The organism is Chitinophaga sp. W2I13 (assembly GCF_050434005.1).
Taxonomy (GTDB): Bacteria; Bacteroidota; Bacteroidia; order Chitinophagales; family Chitinophagaceae; genus Chitinophaga.
The window spans coordinates 5890809-5905101 of the sequence record NZ_JBNPWD010000001.1; the positions used below are offsets into that span (position 1 = coordinate 5890809).

Annotated in this window: 12 protein-coding genes; 7 read left to right on the top strand and 5 right to left on the bottom strand. The window is 47.2% G+C overall.

Annotated features, from left to right (window positions below):
• Positions 1-6: 6 nt before the first annotated feature.
• Both QFZ48_RS24285 and QFZ48_RS24290 read right to left on the bottom strand, forming a co-directional pair.
• Positions 7-768 carry a polysaccharide biosynthesis/export family protein gene (locus tag QFZ48_RS24285; RefSeq protein ID WP_429064058.1) on the bottom strand — a complete coding sequence of 254 codons (762 nt, stop codon included), beginning with the start codon at positions 766-768 and terminating at the stop codon, positions 7-9.
• A 129-nt stretch (positions 769-897) separates the two neighbouring features.
• The gene (locus QFZ48_RS24290) at positions 898-2118 is read right to left on the bottom strand and encodes an acyltransferase family protein (RefSeq protein ID WP_429064060.1); all 1221 of its coding nucleotides are present in this window, start codon (positions 2116-2118) and stop codon (positions 898-900) included.
• A gap of 290 nt (positions 2119-2408) precedes the next feature.
• On the opposite strand from QFZ48_RS24290, the gene QFZ48_RS24295 reads away from it, so the two are divergent.
• Positions 2409-3101, top strand: a complete 693-nt coding sequence (locus QFZ48_RS24295; RefSeq protein ID WP_429048762.1) for a hypothetical protein — start codon at positions 2409-2411, stop codon at positions 3099-3101.
• 17 nt (positions 3102-3118) lie between these two features.
• Here the strand turns inward: QFZ48_RS24295 and QFZ48_RS24300 are convergent, their stop codons facing one another.
• Complete coding sequence (locus QFZ48_RS24300) at positions 3119-4084, bottom strand: hypothetical protein (protein ID WP_429064061.1); 966 nt, start codon at positions 4082-4084, stop codon at positions 3119-3121.
• Between the two features lie 158 nt (positions 4085-4242).
• Between QFZ48_RS24300 and QFZ48_RS24305 the strand changes: the two genes are divergently transcribed.
• The 6 genes from QFZ48_RS24305 to QFZ48_RS24330 all read left to right on the top strand — a co-directional run bounded on the left by QFZ48_RS24305 (position 4243) and on the right by QFZ48_RS24330 (position 11915).
• Positions 4243-5913 (top strand): hypothetical protein, encoded by a 1671-nt coding sequence (locus tag QFZ48_RS24305; RefSeq protein ID WP_429048759.1) that lies wholly within the window; start codon positions 4243-4245, stop codon positions 5911-5913.
• A 153-nt stretch (positions 5914-6066) separates the two neighbouring features.
• Positions 6067-6513 (top strand): hypothetical protein, encoded by a 447-nt coding sequence (locus QFZ48_RS24310; protein WP_429048758.1) that lies wholly within the window; start codon positions 6067-6069, stop codon positions 6511-6513.
• Positions 6514-6516: 3 nt separating this feature from the next.
• Complete coding sequence (locus QFZ48_RS24315) at positions 6517-7419, top strand: DMT family transporter (RefSeq protein ID WP_429048756.1); 903 nt, start codon at positions 6517-6519, stop codon at positions 7417-7419.
• 38 nt (positions 7420-7457) lie between these two features.
• Positions 7458-8684: an MFS transporter gene (locus tag QFZ48_RS24320; RefSeq protein WP_429048754.1), complete on the top strand. Its 1227-nt coding sequence runs from the start codon at positions 7458-7460 to the stop codon at positions 8682-8684.
• Between the two features lie 6 nt (positions 8685-8690).
• A complete protein-coding gene (locus tag QFZ48_RS24325; RefSeq protein ID WP_429064062.1) occupies positions 8691-10382 on the top strand; it encodes a GH39 family glycosyl hydrolase in 1692 nt (563 codons plus the stop codon).
• A 255-nt stretch (positions 10383-10637) separates the two neighbouring features.
• Positions 10638-11915 carry a TCR/Tet family MFS transporter gene (locus QFZ48_RS24330; protein ID WP_429064064.1) on the top strand — a complete coding sequence of 426 codons (1278 nt, stop codon included), beginning with the start codon at positions 10638-10640 and terminating at the stop codon, positions 11913-11915.
• Positions 11916-11919: 4 nt separating this feature from the next.
• Here QFZ48_RS24330 and QFZ48_RS24335 read toward each other — a convergent pair whose 3' ends face one another.
• Positions 11920-12954, bottom strand: coding sequence for a hypothetical protein (locus QFZ48_RS24335; RefSeq protein WP_429064066.1), 1035 nt, complete (start codon positions 12952-12954; stop codon positions 11920-11922).
• Positions 12955-13085: 131 nt separating this feature from the next.
• Positions 13086-14276 (bottom strand): formaldehyde dehydrogenase, glutathione-independent, encoded by a 1191-nt coding sequence (fdhA, locus tag QFZ48_RS24340; protein ID WP_429048746.1) that lies wholly within the window; start codon positions 14274-14276, stop codon positions 13086-13088.
• Between the last annotated feature and the right edge of the window lie 17 nt (positions 14277-14293).

Consider the following 14293-nt stretch of genomic DNA (forward strand, 5'->3'; position numbering starts at 1 on the left):
TACGGATCATTTACTTAAAATGACAATCGTGGTAATGAGTGATATCACGCCGATGATAGCCGGCAGCAGCTGTATTGTTTTGGATGTGGCGAACTTGCGGTCTGGTCCGGGCTTTACATATATAACATCGTTATTGCTGAGATAATAGTACGGCGACGAGAGGGTTTTGCTGTCGTTCAGGTTAATGGAAGCATATGTTTTTATGCCATTCACTTCCCGGATGATCATGATATCATCGCGTTTAGCCGTTACGTTGAGGTCGCCTGCCATACTTAATGCATCCAGGAGGGAGGCCCTTTCTGCGCCGATCCTGAAAGAGCCGGGACGGGCTACATCGCCCAGTACGGAGATCCTGAAATTTACCAGGCGGGTAGCTACATAAGCATTACGGACTGTTTTCTCCAGCTCCTGCGATACCAGGTCGTTGATGGCAGCAGTTGTTTTGTCTTTTACATTTATCTTCCCGATGACCGGCAGGGAAATATTACCGGTGCTGTCTACCAGGTATCCCTGTTCTATGCCGGTTCCTGCCGCAGGGCCGGAAACCGCCACGTTGGGATTAAAGATCTGTGATACTTCTTTGTCGAGCGTGGTGATAGTGATTTGCAGGATATCACCCGGTTGTATTTTGAGCTGCTGCAGGCGGTTGAGGGAATCGGCTCCCGCCGCTGTGGCAATGTCATTAAAGTAAGTTAGTTTTTGGGTGCCCGCGCATCCGGTAATGATAACTAACGCCAGGATCAGTGGTAAGCTAAATTTCAATCCCATATATAGTGATTAATTTATCAATGCGGTATTGTATAAAATGACATGTGAATACAGGATTTTCTCCGGTAATTATTCGCTAAAGGTTTTTCATCAAACAGGAAGTGATGGGCCTCCTTCATTACGGAACTTTTAAGTCGTTACGTTTACATCAGCAATCGTTACACGGGTTTTATTCTTTTTGGAAAATCTGGCTCTGAGCTTGTCCTGGGCGGGCAGCTCGAAATAGTAGTAAGTGACCATGCTTAACGGGATCAGTAAAAGGAAAAACAGCATTAATGTAACTGGCGATCTTAATACAAGGCGGCTCATATGAAACCAGTCAACTACGAGAACGAATATTATCTGTAACGGGTAATGGATCAGGTACATGGCGTAGCTACAGTTGCCCAGCAGCGCCCATTTCTTGTTCAGCATACCTTTGATTGTTTCCCACATTGCCAGGGTAAGGATAGTGCAGGGAGATACAGCAAGGCGGAAAAAGAAGTTCCGGAGCTGGCCAAACAGGCTCATCGCGGTTTCGGTACTTGTACCGGGCATCACCTGGTGAAGCAGTTTTATCCATATGCCCTGTAAAATAGAGAATTGGTATTCTGCGAACATGGCTATCCATAGCAGGAGCGTGATGGTGATGAGGGACGGCAGGTATTTTTTTGCCCTGTTTTCTTTCATCATCCAAACGTACAGGTAGTATACAAACGCCCCCAGGAAAAAGGTAAACATGCCTTTCCCAATGAGAGAATAATGATATTGTATAAATGCGCCAAGAGGAATCAGCAGGAAGAGCAGCAGTTTGTTCTTTTCCAGTTTGAGGTAACAGATAATAAAAAACAGGAAATACAGGAATACCTCTACGGAAACAGACCAGGAAGGACCGTTAAAGGAAGGACCTTTCTCAAATCCCCAGTTTTGCATGAAAACGAGGTTCAGCAGGAAATGATAACCATCATTATATTGAATGATAAAATAGTGCCCGATATTTTTCAGCATCAGCCATTGAAGCACTCCCACCAGCACCAGGGTAACAAAGTGAATAGGATAGAGCCTGCTGACCCTGTAAATGATGAACTTGCCGAAGTTTATCTGCCGGTTGGCAATCCTCTCTGCATACAGCCAGAAGAAGATGAACCCCGACAGGAGGAAGAACAGGTCGACCGCCACCATCCCATCAGTATAGAAAATAGACAGGTATTTATACCACGGAAGTGCCGTTTTCTCAAACCCTCCCTGTACATAAACGTCGTTTGCGTAGTAAAAGAATTGCCAGTGATATAGGACCACTATCATAGCGGCGATACCTCTGATAGCGTCGAGGGCGTAAAAATGCTGAGGAGGACTTTGATTTGAAGTCATTAGGGAGTTTTCGATAGCAATATGATCAATAGACGATATCCAGATTCATTTCGACAGTAGTAATTTAATTATAATACTGATAGCTAGAAGCTTAACACAGATAAAGGATGAAATGGATATGACAATGTTAAAATGAATGAAATGAACAGAGGGGTTGGAAGGGGGGATGTTATATTATTGGACCATCTTTTAAAAACCCCCCGTTTCCAGGTATATACAACCATCATGAGAGGGCTATCTTTGTAGCTGATAGCAATCAGAAAAACAATAATCCTGATTAAGATAAACGGATGGACTTTCACTTCGGACCTTTTGGCGAGTATTTAATATACACGTTTTACTTTTGGTATGTTACCCTGCCAGCAGGGTTTTTGTTGCTATGGGCCTGTCTTCGTCGGAAAAACAGCAGCTGGGTAAGATGGTTTTCCGGCATTGGCGCCGCCGTGTTACTGTTTCCGCTGCTGGTAGCAATGTGGGTAATAGTGAGCGGATGGATCAGTGATGGGGAAAGCAGGAGGGAATTCAGGCAGCAGAAGGCGCTTCACACTTTCATATTAAAACAGCCTGAAACCGTAGCTGGTATTGCTCTTTCAACAAACGATACAGTTTATTATCAAACTGATTTTGATATGAACTACAGGAAACAGGCCCAACTGACGGATGTTGATTCGGTTCATTTGTCAAAGCCTACCCGCTTTTTCAATTTGCAGGTGAAAGATTACATAGGGGTTGTTATCAATTGCCCCGATACGTGGAACGTTACACTTGCGTATGATCAGCTGGTGTTTGGCTGGCCCTGCACCGGCAAAGCGGTCATCGCAACCGATAGTACGTTTGTTTCCGGAACACTGTCTGAAGATCATTTGGCGGGGGGCCGCCAGTTACCCAAAGGTGCGAAGGTGACATACAAAAGGGATTATGAGCAGCTAAACATCATTTTGCCGGATTCGGAGTTCATCACTATTGACCTGAAAAAAGAATAGCTGATTTTTTGTCTTAACTATAGCAATGCCATGCTGAACAGCCCATGCTGCACTCCTTTTTTATCGGCCAGGTAAACGCAGCAAACTTTATCACCGGGCAGGAAGCGGTCATCATCATGATATCCTGATACAATTTGCTCTCCAATACGGTACCAATATACCCTGGTATCTTCACTGCCATCGTTATCATAACGGGAAACAAAAACTTCTGTAATGATACCGGTAAGGACTATTCTTTGTTCAGCGTTTTGTACACGGCGATTGAAAACCAGGGTGAACCCTGCCAGGAAAATAGCAATCGCTGCAACGAAAAGCAGCATGCCTAACATTATTGCGGGTTCACGTGCCCTTTCAGAAACCATCAGGCAGATGCCAGATGGAATTGCGAGTGTGAAGAATAGTATTTTGATGGTGCGGCTGTTCCAGCGCATCATCAGGGTCGCTTTTTCTGCTGTGCCTGCAGGTCCGGCGATGCTGGTCGCTTCCGGCACATCTTTATAATGTACGTTCAGTAGTATATTATCTTGTACAGTTACGGGAAGCCATTCCAATATGATTAATGCCGCCGGCAAAAAAAAGCTGCCGGAAACATGCTCTAAAGGTCCTGGTGCAGCTACCTTTATGGTGTTATTGTCTATGGTATAAGTGAGCAGATGTTTATCTGCTGTCACCTCCCGCAGTGTACCCGTGGTCACCTGTTTCAGTCCCCTGCACAGAGCGGTCCGCGTTTGCCTCATCTTTCCAAAAACATTCACCAGCTTATAAACAAAAAAAGCAGCAAATGGCATAAAGGGAAGCATAAATATATAAGCCAACAGCCTTTCTTCCCGGCTGAATAAAATAACAAGCAAGGCTGACAGCAGAAGAGGGAGTACGAGCAAGCCGGCCCACTGCCAGGCTTTCCTGCCATACTTTTTCTGCCACCAGCTTACCAGTTTTTCATCGTCCGGACTAAGCGCCTGACCGCTGGAATTTATCATCATATTCTTTTCTTGTTTGATTCCTGCCTGCATATGGCCCCTGAAATTAAAGAGAATATACACAGGTTATTATACCTGTTTCCAGGGATATTATCAGGAAGCAATTGTGTTTATTATTGTGTATCATTACAGCCTCAGGGTTTAAAACAGCAATTATGCGTATGAAATTTATTTTAGTGGCATTGTTACTGGCTACAGGCATAACGCTTGTTGCACAGGATAATGCAGTTATCAAATCATTGTCTGTGTTTAAAAACGGGCAATCCTTTGTGGTAAAAGAAATAACCGCCCAGGTACCCGACAGTGGCTTCCGGCTAAACAGTCTACCGGTGGCGTTATTTGGCACTTATTGGTTTGCCGGCACTACTAATCCTGTAAGCCGCGTGAGCAGCCGGGTAGAGCAGATAAATGAAATACAGGAAAGAAAAGCCAACAGCTTTTTAGAACTGCTGCATGCCAACAAAGGCAAGAATATTACAATTGTTGCCACAGATAATAATACTTATAAAGGCAGTGTGGAAGACTTTGACCTGCCCGAAGAAATTAACAGCAGGCTGCAGTTGCAGCAAATGCAATTAACGAATGAATACCGCGGGCAATACCAGTTTGACCGGCTGTATGCCCCGGCCAACCCCGTTCTTTTGCTGAAAATGAATGGTAAATGGATCGGTATAGAGCCTGCCACCATCAAGACAATTACATTTGAAGATAAGCCCAGTCGCACTACAACCGCGCGTATAGCCGTTCAAAAACCTGTAGTTACCATACATTTTGCGCAAAGCGGGCAGCAGTCCTTTACCATGATGTACCTGCAAAACGGATTGAGCTGGACCCCTGTTTACCAATTGCAATTAGCGTCTGAAACAGAAGCAACGCTCAACCTGCAGGCAGAAGTAAATAATAATGTAGAAGATATTAAGAATACGGATGTTGATTTTGTGATGGGGGTACCCAATTTTTCGCAGGCTACCACACTGGCTACCCTGCTTAACTTTAGCGCTACCGGTGGTACAGAAAACGCCAATATATACAGCAACGCCACACAAATGAGGTCGGATTACGCCAGGGACAGGATGGTGGAATCCGTTGTAATGCCTGAAGAGGCGCCATCGGAAAATAATGTGGCAGTGGAAAACGAAGACCTCTATTTTTATACACTGAAAAACATTAGCCTCCGCAAAGGAGAAAGGGCGCAATATCCGGTGTTTAAAAAAACGGTGAAGATCCGCCATTTTTATAAAACGGTATTGCCCGCATCTGTGATGAGTACCTACCGGACAAACGGCGATGACGATGCGGCATCAGAAGAAATGGAAGCCGCGAGTCATGCAGCGCGTAGTGCATCGCCCAACAAAGTGAACCACTTTGTTGAAATCTACAATAATACCGACAATCCATTTACATCAGGCGCTGTTTTAATCTTACAAAAAAATACACAAAAGCCCATTGCACAGGATGTGCTTAAGTTTACCGCCAAAGGCGCCTCTACGCCCATATTTATTACCACTTCGCCGGATATCCTGGTACAGGAAAAAGAAGCGCTTGTTTCGGTGAAAAAAGAGGCCAAAACGTATAACGGGTATAAATACACGTTAGCTACCGTAAAAGGCACCATTACTGTTGTTAACAGCAAGGGCCGGTTGGCCGATATACAGGTACAGAAAACAATAAGCGGCGCGGTTACTTCGGCCAGTACCAAATATAGCCAGTCACTGAACCTTGAATACAAAAACGATATCAACCAGGGACGGCAACTGGATTTTGAACTGGCCGTAAATGCCGGCGCAAAAAAATCATTCACGTATACATATGAAATGTATATCCGCGAATAAGGGGCTATAACCACGCCTGGATGTGAATAAGCAAACATCACCCTGTCCCATCCTGAAAAAACGCTATCTTATTTTAAGGGGCAAACCCAGGAAATGCCGCATAAGCAGCTTTTTCGTTAATTTGGTACAATATAATTTTACATTTCAGATAGGATGACGTTAGACACAGCAAGACAAATTGGTAGAAAGCAGGCAATCGCCGCTCAACTGGTGGCAATGATTATACTGGAGTTGATATGGTTTTTGGGAGAAGCAGGGTCCGACCTTTCGAACGGACTGATCTTTTTTATAGATGCGCAAATCAACATCGATATGCTGTTGTTTTTTGTGTTCCTTTTTTGTGCCACCTGGTTTTGGGGTGGCAGAGCCGGCATGGCGATTTTTGCTGATCCCCGCCGGTATCAGGTAACCGGAATTAAGTACAGCCTGCGAGTTTCCGGCGTAATGGTCCTCTATATATCGGTTATTTACGTGATGCATAATGGGTTTGATCCGTTATTTTATCAGGCACTTGCAGGCGCGGCTTTAGTGATAACCCTGTGTGTAGTAATTGCCTGGCTCTGGGCGTCCAGGCAGATGATGTTAAAAATGAAAAACTGATTCGTGAAAAAAAATGCTGTAGCTGACCGGACGAAAGGAATAATCAGCATCGTGTTTGTTATGCTCATTTGGGGCAGTTCATTTGCGGTTACCAAAACAGTGGTGCAGGAAGTATCCCCGTACCTGTTTGCCACGCTGCGCCATATCGTTGCCTGCGCATTGCTGTTACCATTTTATTTTCATCAGCGTAAAAAAGTAAAACAGCAGCTGCCTTATAAAAGGCTGGCGGTAATGGGCATCCTGGGAATTACGGTATACTATGGTCTGTTCAATTTTGCCATGCTTTATATCCCGGCATCTACCGGTGCACTGGTGGAGGGCCTGATACCGGTGGCTATTGCCATACCGGCAGCATTACTGCTAAAAGAGCATATCAGTGGCAGGAGTATTGCCGGTATTATATTATGTGTAACCGGAGTGGTGCTGGTAGGTTTTGTGGGAAGCCCGCAGGGAACGCATACATTGCGGGGAAGTATACTGATGCTGCTGGCAGTTTGCTGCTGGAGCGCATATACGTTGTTGTCGAGGAGCCTGAAAGATACAGATACGATCTTAGCTACTGCGGTCAGTACTTTTATTGGTTCGGCTTTCTTAATACCCATATCGGCGGTTGAATTGTACCAGCACGGGATGCCTGAAATATCGGGGAGGGCCTGGGCCGGAATTATTTACCTGGGAGTGTTTGCTTCTGCGCTGGCCTATTTTCTTTATAATAAAGCATTGGAAAGTTTACCCGCTGCCCAGGTGGGTAATTTCCTGAACTTAAACCCCGTGATCGGCGCCGTGATTGCCATGATCTTCCTGAAAGATACCTTTACTCCCTGGCAGATGGCCGGCGGCGTATTGGTGTTGGCGGGTATCTGGCTAAGTTCAAAACGGGTGAAACAGGCAAATAAAGTTGATTAGATACCGTATTTTGGGTACGCGAATCAACAGCTATTGTAATGATTACCAGCCCTGTTACGGACAAAAGAATAAAGGACAGCAATATAAGAATAGCCACCCTGCTGGCTTTTGCCATGATCCCGATGTCGGGTTTTGCCACGGATATTTACATCCCGTCACTGCCGGGTATGGCCAACGCCCTCGGCATTTCCAGCAGCCAGGCCCAGCTGACGGTGAGCCTTTTCCTGATCAGCTACGGTGTATCGCAGCTTTTTATAGGAGGCTTGCTGGACAGCTTTGGCCGGTACCGGATTGCATTGGTAGCGATGCTCATCTTTTGTGCATCGTGTGTGATCATTGCCAATACGCATAACATTTACGTCATTTATGCCATGCGGGTGCTGCATGGTATTACCATAGCGATGATGGTGGTGAGTAAGCGCGCCTTTATTGTAGACCTCTACAAGGGGGAGCAGCTGAAACATTACCTGAGCCTGTTTACGATCATTTGGTCTACCGGGCCTATTGTGGCCCCTTTTATCGGTGGATATCTTGAAATCACCTTTGGGTGGGAATCTAATTTTTATTTCCTGGGTGGTTTTGCCGCAATATTATTCCTGCTGGAAATAATTTTCAGCGGGGAAACCATCCAGCATACCACGCCGTTTCACCCGGCGAAGATCCTGTCTATTTATTATGGGATGATCCGTACCGGCAGTTTTACACTGGGTATTGTGATGCTCGGACTGGCCTATTCGATGGTGATGGTATATAACATGTCCGGTCCTTTTATCATTGAACATTATTTTAACCTGTCGTCTGTGATCACGGGTTACTGTTCGCTGTTACTGGGCATCGCGTGGATGTTGGGCGGCTTTTTGAGCAAAGGAATGATCCGCAAACCTTTTGTGGAGAAGATCAGCATCAACCTTGCGTTGCAGCTGGTGATGGCTTTGCTGTTGCTGGTGTTGTTTTCGCTGTATGGCGGGTTGTGGACGATACTCGTGTTTGCTTTCCTGGTGCATATGGGCGCCGGGTTTACCCACAATAACTATTTTACTTTTTGTTTGCAGATATTTCCCAGGAATGCGGGGATTGCCGGCGGGCTGACGGGCGGCTTATGCAATGTAATTGTTTCCATGCTGAGTTACGGGTTGATATATGTGTTGCCTGCGGAAGATGGGAAACACCTGTCGTTTAGCTATATCTTGCTGATTATGACGAGTGGGTTGGTGATGTACCGGGTGTTCCGGTTGTACCGTGATTTTTATATAACCAGAAAATAATTGACCATGCAGAAATACCTGTTACAATTTTTTACACTCCTGCTGCTCTTAACGGCATTGCCGGCGCATGCGCAACAAGACACGCTATTGATAGGCGTAGATGCCCGGAAAAGCAAAGGGCCGCTGAAACCCATATGGGCCTGGTTTGGCTACGATGAGCCCAACTACACCTATATGAAAGATGGTAAGAAATTGCTGACGGAAATTGCTGCATTGAGTAAAGTGCCGGTATACGTACGGGTACATAGCCTGCTGGTAACCGGCGATGGCACGGCTGCGCTGAAATGGGGTTCCACCAATGCATACACCGAAGATGCCGCCGGGAATCCTGTGTACAGCTGGACGATCATCGACAAGATCTTTGATACTTTTATAGAACGGGGCATGAAGCCGATTGCGCAGATCGGGTTTATGCCGGAGGCGCTGTCGGTAAAGCCCTCGCCTTACCGCCATCACTGGCAGCCGGATAATAAGTATGGCGATATATTTACCGGCTGGGCGTATCCTCCGAAAGACTACCAGAAATTTGCGGCGCTGGTATATGAATGGGTAAAGCATTCTGTAGCGCGTTATGGAAAAGCGGAAGTGGAAAGCTGGTACTGGGAATTATGGAACGAGCCTAATATCGGCTATTGGAAAGGTACTACAGAAGAATACATCAAGCTGTATGATTACACTGCCGACGCCGTGAAACGCGCATTGCCCACTGCCAGGATCGGCGGCCCTGAAGTAACAGGCCCCAACTGGGATGTATCTGCCAAGTTTTTTAAAACCTTCCTGGATCACGTGGTGAGTGGTAAAAACTACGCCACCGGCAAAACCGGCGCGCCGCTGGATGTGATCACCTTTCACGCCAAAGGTGCGCCCAAAGTGGTGAACGGCGTGGTACAGATGAACATGGCCGCACAGCTGCGTGATATTGATAAAGGCTTTGAAATAGTAGCTTCCTATCCGTCACTGAAGAAGCTACCCATTATTATCGGTGAATCAGATCCTGAAGGATGTGCTGCGTGTTCAGAAGCATTTCATCCTGCCAATGCTTACCGTAACGGCACCATGTATTCGAGTTATACCGCCGCATCGTTTGCGCGGAAGTACGACCTGGCGGCTGCCCGTGGCGTAAACCTGGCAGGCGCAGTGACCTGGGCCTTTGAGTTTGAAGACCAGCCCTGGTTTGCAGGCTTCCGCGACCTTGCCACCAACGGGGTGGACAAACCCGTTTTAAATGTATTCCGGATGTTTGGCCTGATGCAGGGCAACAGGCTGGAGGTAAGTGGGTCCACGAACTATAACTACCAGCAGATCCTCGACAGCAGTGTGCGGGGAGCCAGGCGTGATATTAATGCATTAGCATCCGGTGATGAGCGCAGTGTGAGCGTAATGGTGTGGAACTATCATGACGACAACATTATTCCGGCACAATCATCTCCCGTAAAAATAAAAATAAAAGGACTGCCGGCTACCCGTGTATTACTGAAGCATTACCGGATTGATACTGCGCATAGCAACGCCTACGAAGCGTGGAAAAAGATGGGATCGCCTCAGCATCCTGACGCTTCGCAAATAGCGCAGCTGGAAAGTGACGGGCAATTACAGTTGCTGTCGTCGCCCGCATGGATGCAGCCGGAGAACGGTGAAATAGTGCTGCCAAATGATTTACCCGGACAAGGTGTATCGTTGCTCCAACTAACGTGGTAACATTTATATCTGTCGCAAACTGCCCTTTTATTGTCTTATTTTGCCCGCTCATTTGACAATGAAGTAAATATCTTTGTGCCCTGAGGTTTTCACCGGTAAAACCAGGTGTTTTACCGGTGGAACAATGATCCTGACCGGAAAGGTTTTCCATAAAAAAACAGTGCATCCTATATTTGAAACCGAATCAGGATACCCGTTGTGAGAAGGAGAAAACATCCGCCAAAGATCTGAAAGATACTTTACAAAAACACCAATATGCACACATCCAGAAAGGCAGCTATCAGCTTTATTTTTGTTACACTATTAATTGACGTAATGGGGTGGGGATTGATTATTCCCGTGATGGCAGATCTCATTGCGCAGTTAAAACACATCCCCGTTAACGAGGCCAGTACTTATGGCGCGTTGCTGTTATCCGTTTTTGCGATCACGCAGTTTTTATTTTCCCCGGTGATCGGGAACCTGAGTGATAAATACGGCCGCCGGCCGGTATTAATACTTTCCCTGTTAGGTTTTGGGATCGATTATATTATCCTGGCATTGGCGCCTGCATATGGATGGTTATTTGCAGGACGCGTTATTGCAGGTATTACCGGCGCCAGCTTTACTACCGCTGCTGCTTACATTGCAGATGTAAGCACGGATGAAACTTCGAGGGCTAAAAACTTCGGGCTGATTGGTGCGGCCTTCGGACTGGGGTTTGTGCTTGGTCCGGCGCTGGGCGCATTGCTGGCCAACTGGGGCATCCGTGCGCCTTTTTATGCCGCTGCTGTATTGTGTTTGGTTAACTGTATATGGGGATACTTTTTCCTGCCGGAATCTTTAAGTAAGGAAAACCGCCGGTCTTTTGAATGGAAAAGGGCTAATCCGTTCGGGTCGCTGAAATTTTTAACCAGGCATCCGGAAATCGGCGGACTGGCATTCGGCTTCTTTCTTATTTACCTGGGCGCCCAGGCAGTGCAGAGCAACTGGAATTTCTTTACCATTTATAATTTTAACTGGAGTGAGAAAATGGTGGGTATTTCCCTCGCAGTAGTGGGAGTATTGGTAGGAGCGGTACAGGGCGGATTAACCAGGGTGGTGAACCCAAAAATCGGTAATGAAAAAAGTATTTATCTCGGGCTGGCGCTTTATGCAGTGGGATTGGTATTGTTTGGCTTTGCCACACAGGGATGGATGATGTTTGTATTCCTGATCCCTTATTGTTTGGGCGGGATCTGCGGACCGTCGCTGCAGTCGGTGATATCGGGTCATGTGCCTGCTAACCAGCAGGGAGAACTGCAAGGAGCGCTTACCAGTTTAATGAGCCTTACCACTATCATTGGTCCGTTGATCATGAACAGCACCTTTGCTTATTTCACCTCCTCGAAAGCGCCGTTCCATTTGCCGGGCGTACATTTCCTGATCGGCGCTGTTTGTATATTAATCAGTATCGTTATTATCCATAAGGTGCTGAGCAGGGAAAAGAAAGAACATCCGGAGCTGCTGGACGTGATCAACAGCAAAGACCTGAGCAGCACACCGATGCACTAAGTCATTACATTTTCAGCCATTTCATCATATCTGCCGTCATTTCCTGCTTGTGGGAAATGACGGTGTCTTTTCCGTTAACCCGTTTCATTTCCTGGAAAGAGTGATCGGTGGGATACACCCGGAATGTAAGGTTCTTTTTGCCCAGCCGCAGAAACTCCAGCTTTACATATTCCAATCCGTAAATGGGCGAGCTGGCATCATTGGTACCTGCCGTCATAAAAATGGGAATGTTCAGTTTTGTGAGGTTGTCCATTGGAATGTCTGAGCAGAAGCTGGCCCAGCGTTGATAGGAATGCCCCTCCCATTCGCGTTGGGTATCATGAGGGGTGGCGTAGATGGAAGCGAATTGCACAAATAGTGAATCTACCTGTTGCTGTGCTTCCTGCGGGGAAATGGCGCCCTGGGCGGCTTTCATGCGCACGGCGGTTATAAAATCGTAGAACTGGTTAAGACCTGATCCATTGATGCAGGCGCAATGCGTAATTTTTTTATTCGCCACCGACAGTCCCGGTACTACCTGTGCACCTTCGGAGTAGCCATACGCTACCACTTTCGATTTATTCACGGGGAAGTGACTGTATACATAGTCGAGCACCCTGGAAGCCGCGGCTATGCGCCATTGCAAGCCGGCCCGCTGCCGGTATTCCGTTGAAGGGGGCAATAGTGCAACCGCATCTGCCACACTGGCGCTGTCCTTATCTATATTGATTGTATCACAGAAATTGATGCCGGGTTTGCTGATCATTACCACGTGAAATTTATCTGCCAGTTCCAGCAACCCTTGATCAAATGAATTAGCGACAAAGGAGCCTTTCCGGAGCTGCACGAATAACGCCATCGGGTACTGACCGGAGCCATCCAGCGCCAGTAAAACTGGTTTCTTTTTGCCGATATCTTTACTGCTCACATAAAAACGAATGGTTCCAAGGGTGTTATCGTGAATGGTGAAAGCCTGCAATCCGTAATCGGCGGGTTGAGTAGGTTGGCTTTGCGATATAGCGCAATACATCAGCAGGAAAAATAAAAGGCGGAAACGCATACCGGGCTGGGTTTTGGTAAAGGAGATGAATATAAACAGGTTTCCGTGAATATACAAATCGTTGGCGGTTGGGAACTAAAACAACAATGGCCGCCGTTACTGGCAGCCATTGTTGTTTTAGTTCCCGTTTATTATGCCCTTATCATGCCATGCGGATCAATCACAAACTTTTTCGCTGCGCCTTTATCAAAATCGTGGTAGCCTCTTACCGAGTCGTTAAGGGTGATCACTTCTACATTTACGGCATCGGCTATTTTTATTTTATCGTACAGGATGGCGTTCATCAGCTGACGGTGGTATTTCATGACGGGGCACTGACCGGTATGAATGGAGTGCGATTTTGCCCAGCCGAGGCCGATGCGGATGCTCAGGCTTCCTTTCTTGGCGGCCTCGTCTACCGCGCCGGGATCGCCGGTAACATACAGGCCGGGTATGCCCAGTTGTCCGCCTGCACGGGTAATCTCCATAATTGAATTCAGCACGGTGGCCGGTTGTTCCACATTGCTGTTGTGCCCATGTCCCTTGGCTTCAAAGCCTACGCAGTCGACAGCAGAATCCACTTCCGGCGTGCCGGTGATGGCGGCAATCTGGTCGGCGAGGGAGGCCTCCTGTTTCAGGTCGATGGTTTCGCAGCCAAAGCTCCTGGCTTGTGCCAGCCGTTCATCGATCATATCTCCCACAATTACTACCGCTGCTCCAAGCAGGTGGCAGGAGGCGGCGCATGCCAGTCCTACGGGACCTGCACCAGCGATATAAACAATACTGCCTGGTCCTACGCCTGCGGTCACAGCGCCATGAAAGCCCGTCGGGAAAATATCCGTGAGCAGCGTGAGGTCCCGGATCTTTTCCATGGCCTGGTCGCTGTCGGGAAATTTAAGCAGGTTAAAATCGGCGTACGGCACCATTACGTATTCTGCCTGTCCGCCTACCCAGCCGCCCATATCCACGTAGCCGTAGGCTGCACCGGGGCGGGCAGGATTTACATTCAGGCAGATGCCTGTTTGCCCTGCTTTGCAGTTGCGGCAACGTCCGCAGGCAATATTGAAAGGCACCGAAACGAGGTCGCCTACTTTGATAAATTCCACATCCCTGCCTGCTTCAATGACCAGGCCGGTAATCTCATGTCCCAGTACCAGTCCGGCAGGAGCGGTAGTACGTCCCCGCACCATGTGCTGATCGCTTCCGCAGATATTAGTGGACACTATTTTCAGGATCACCCCATGTTCACATTTACGGTCGCCCAAAGCCAGTTTGGGGTAATCAATTTCCCTTACCTCCACCACACCGGGTTCTATATAAGCAACACCATGATTTTTACACATACCGTATCTTTTTAGAA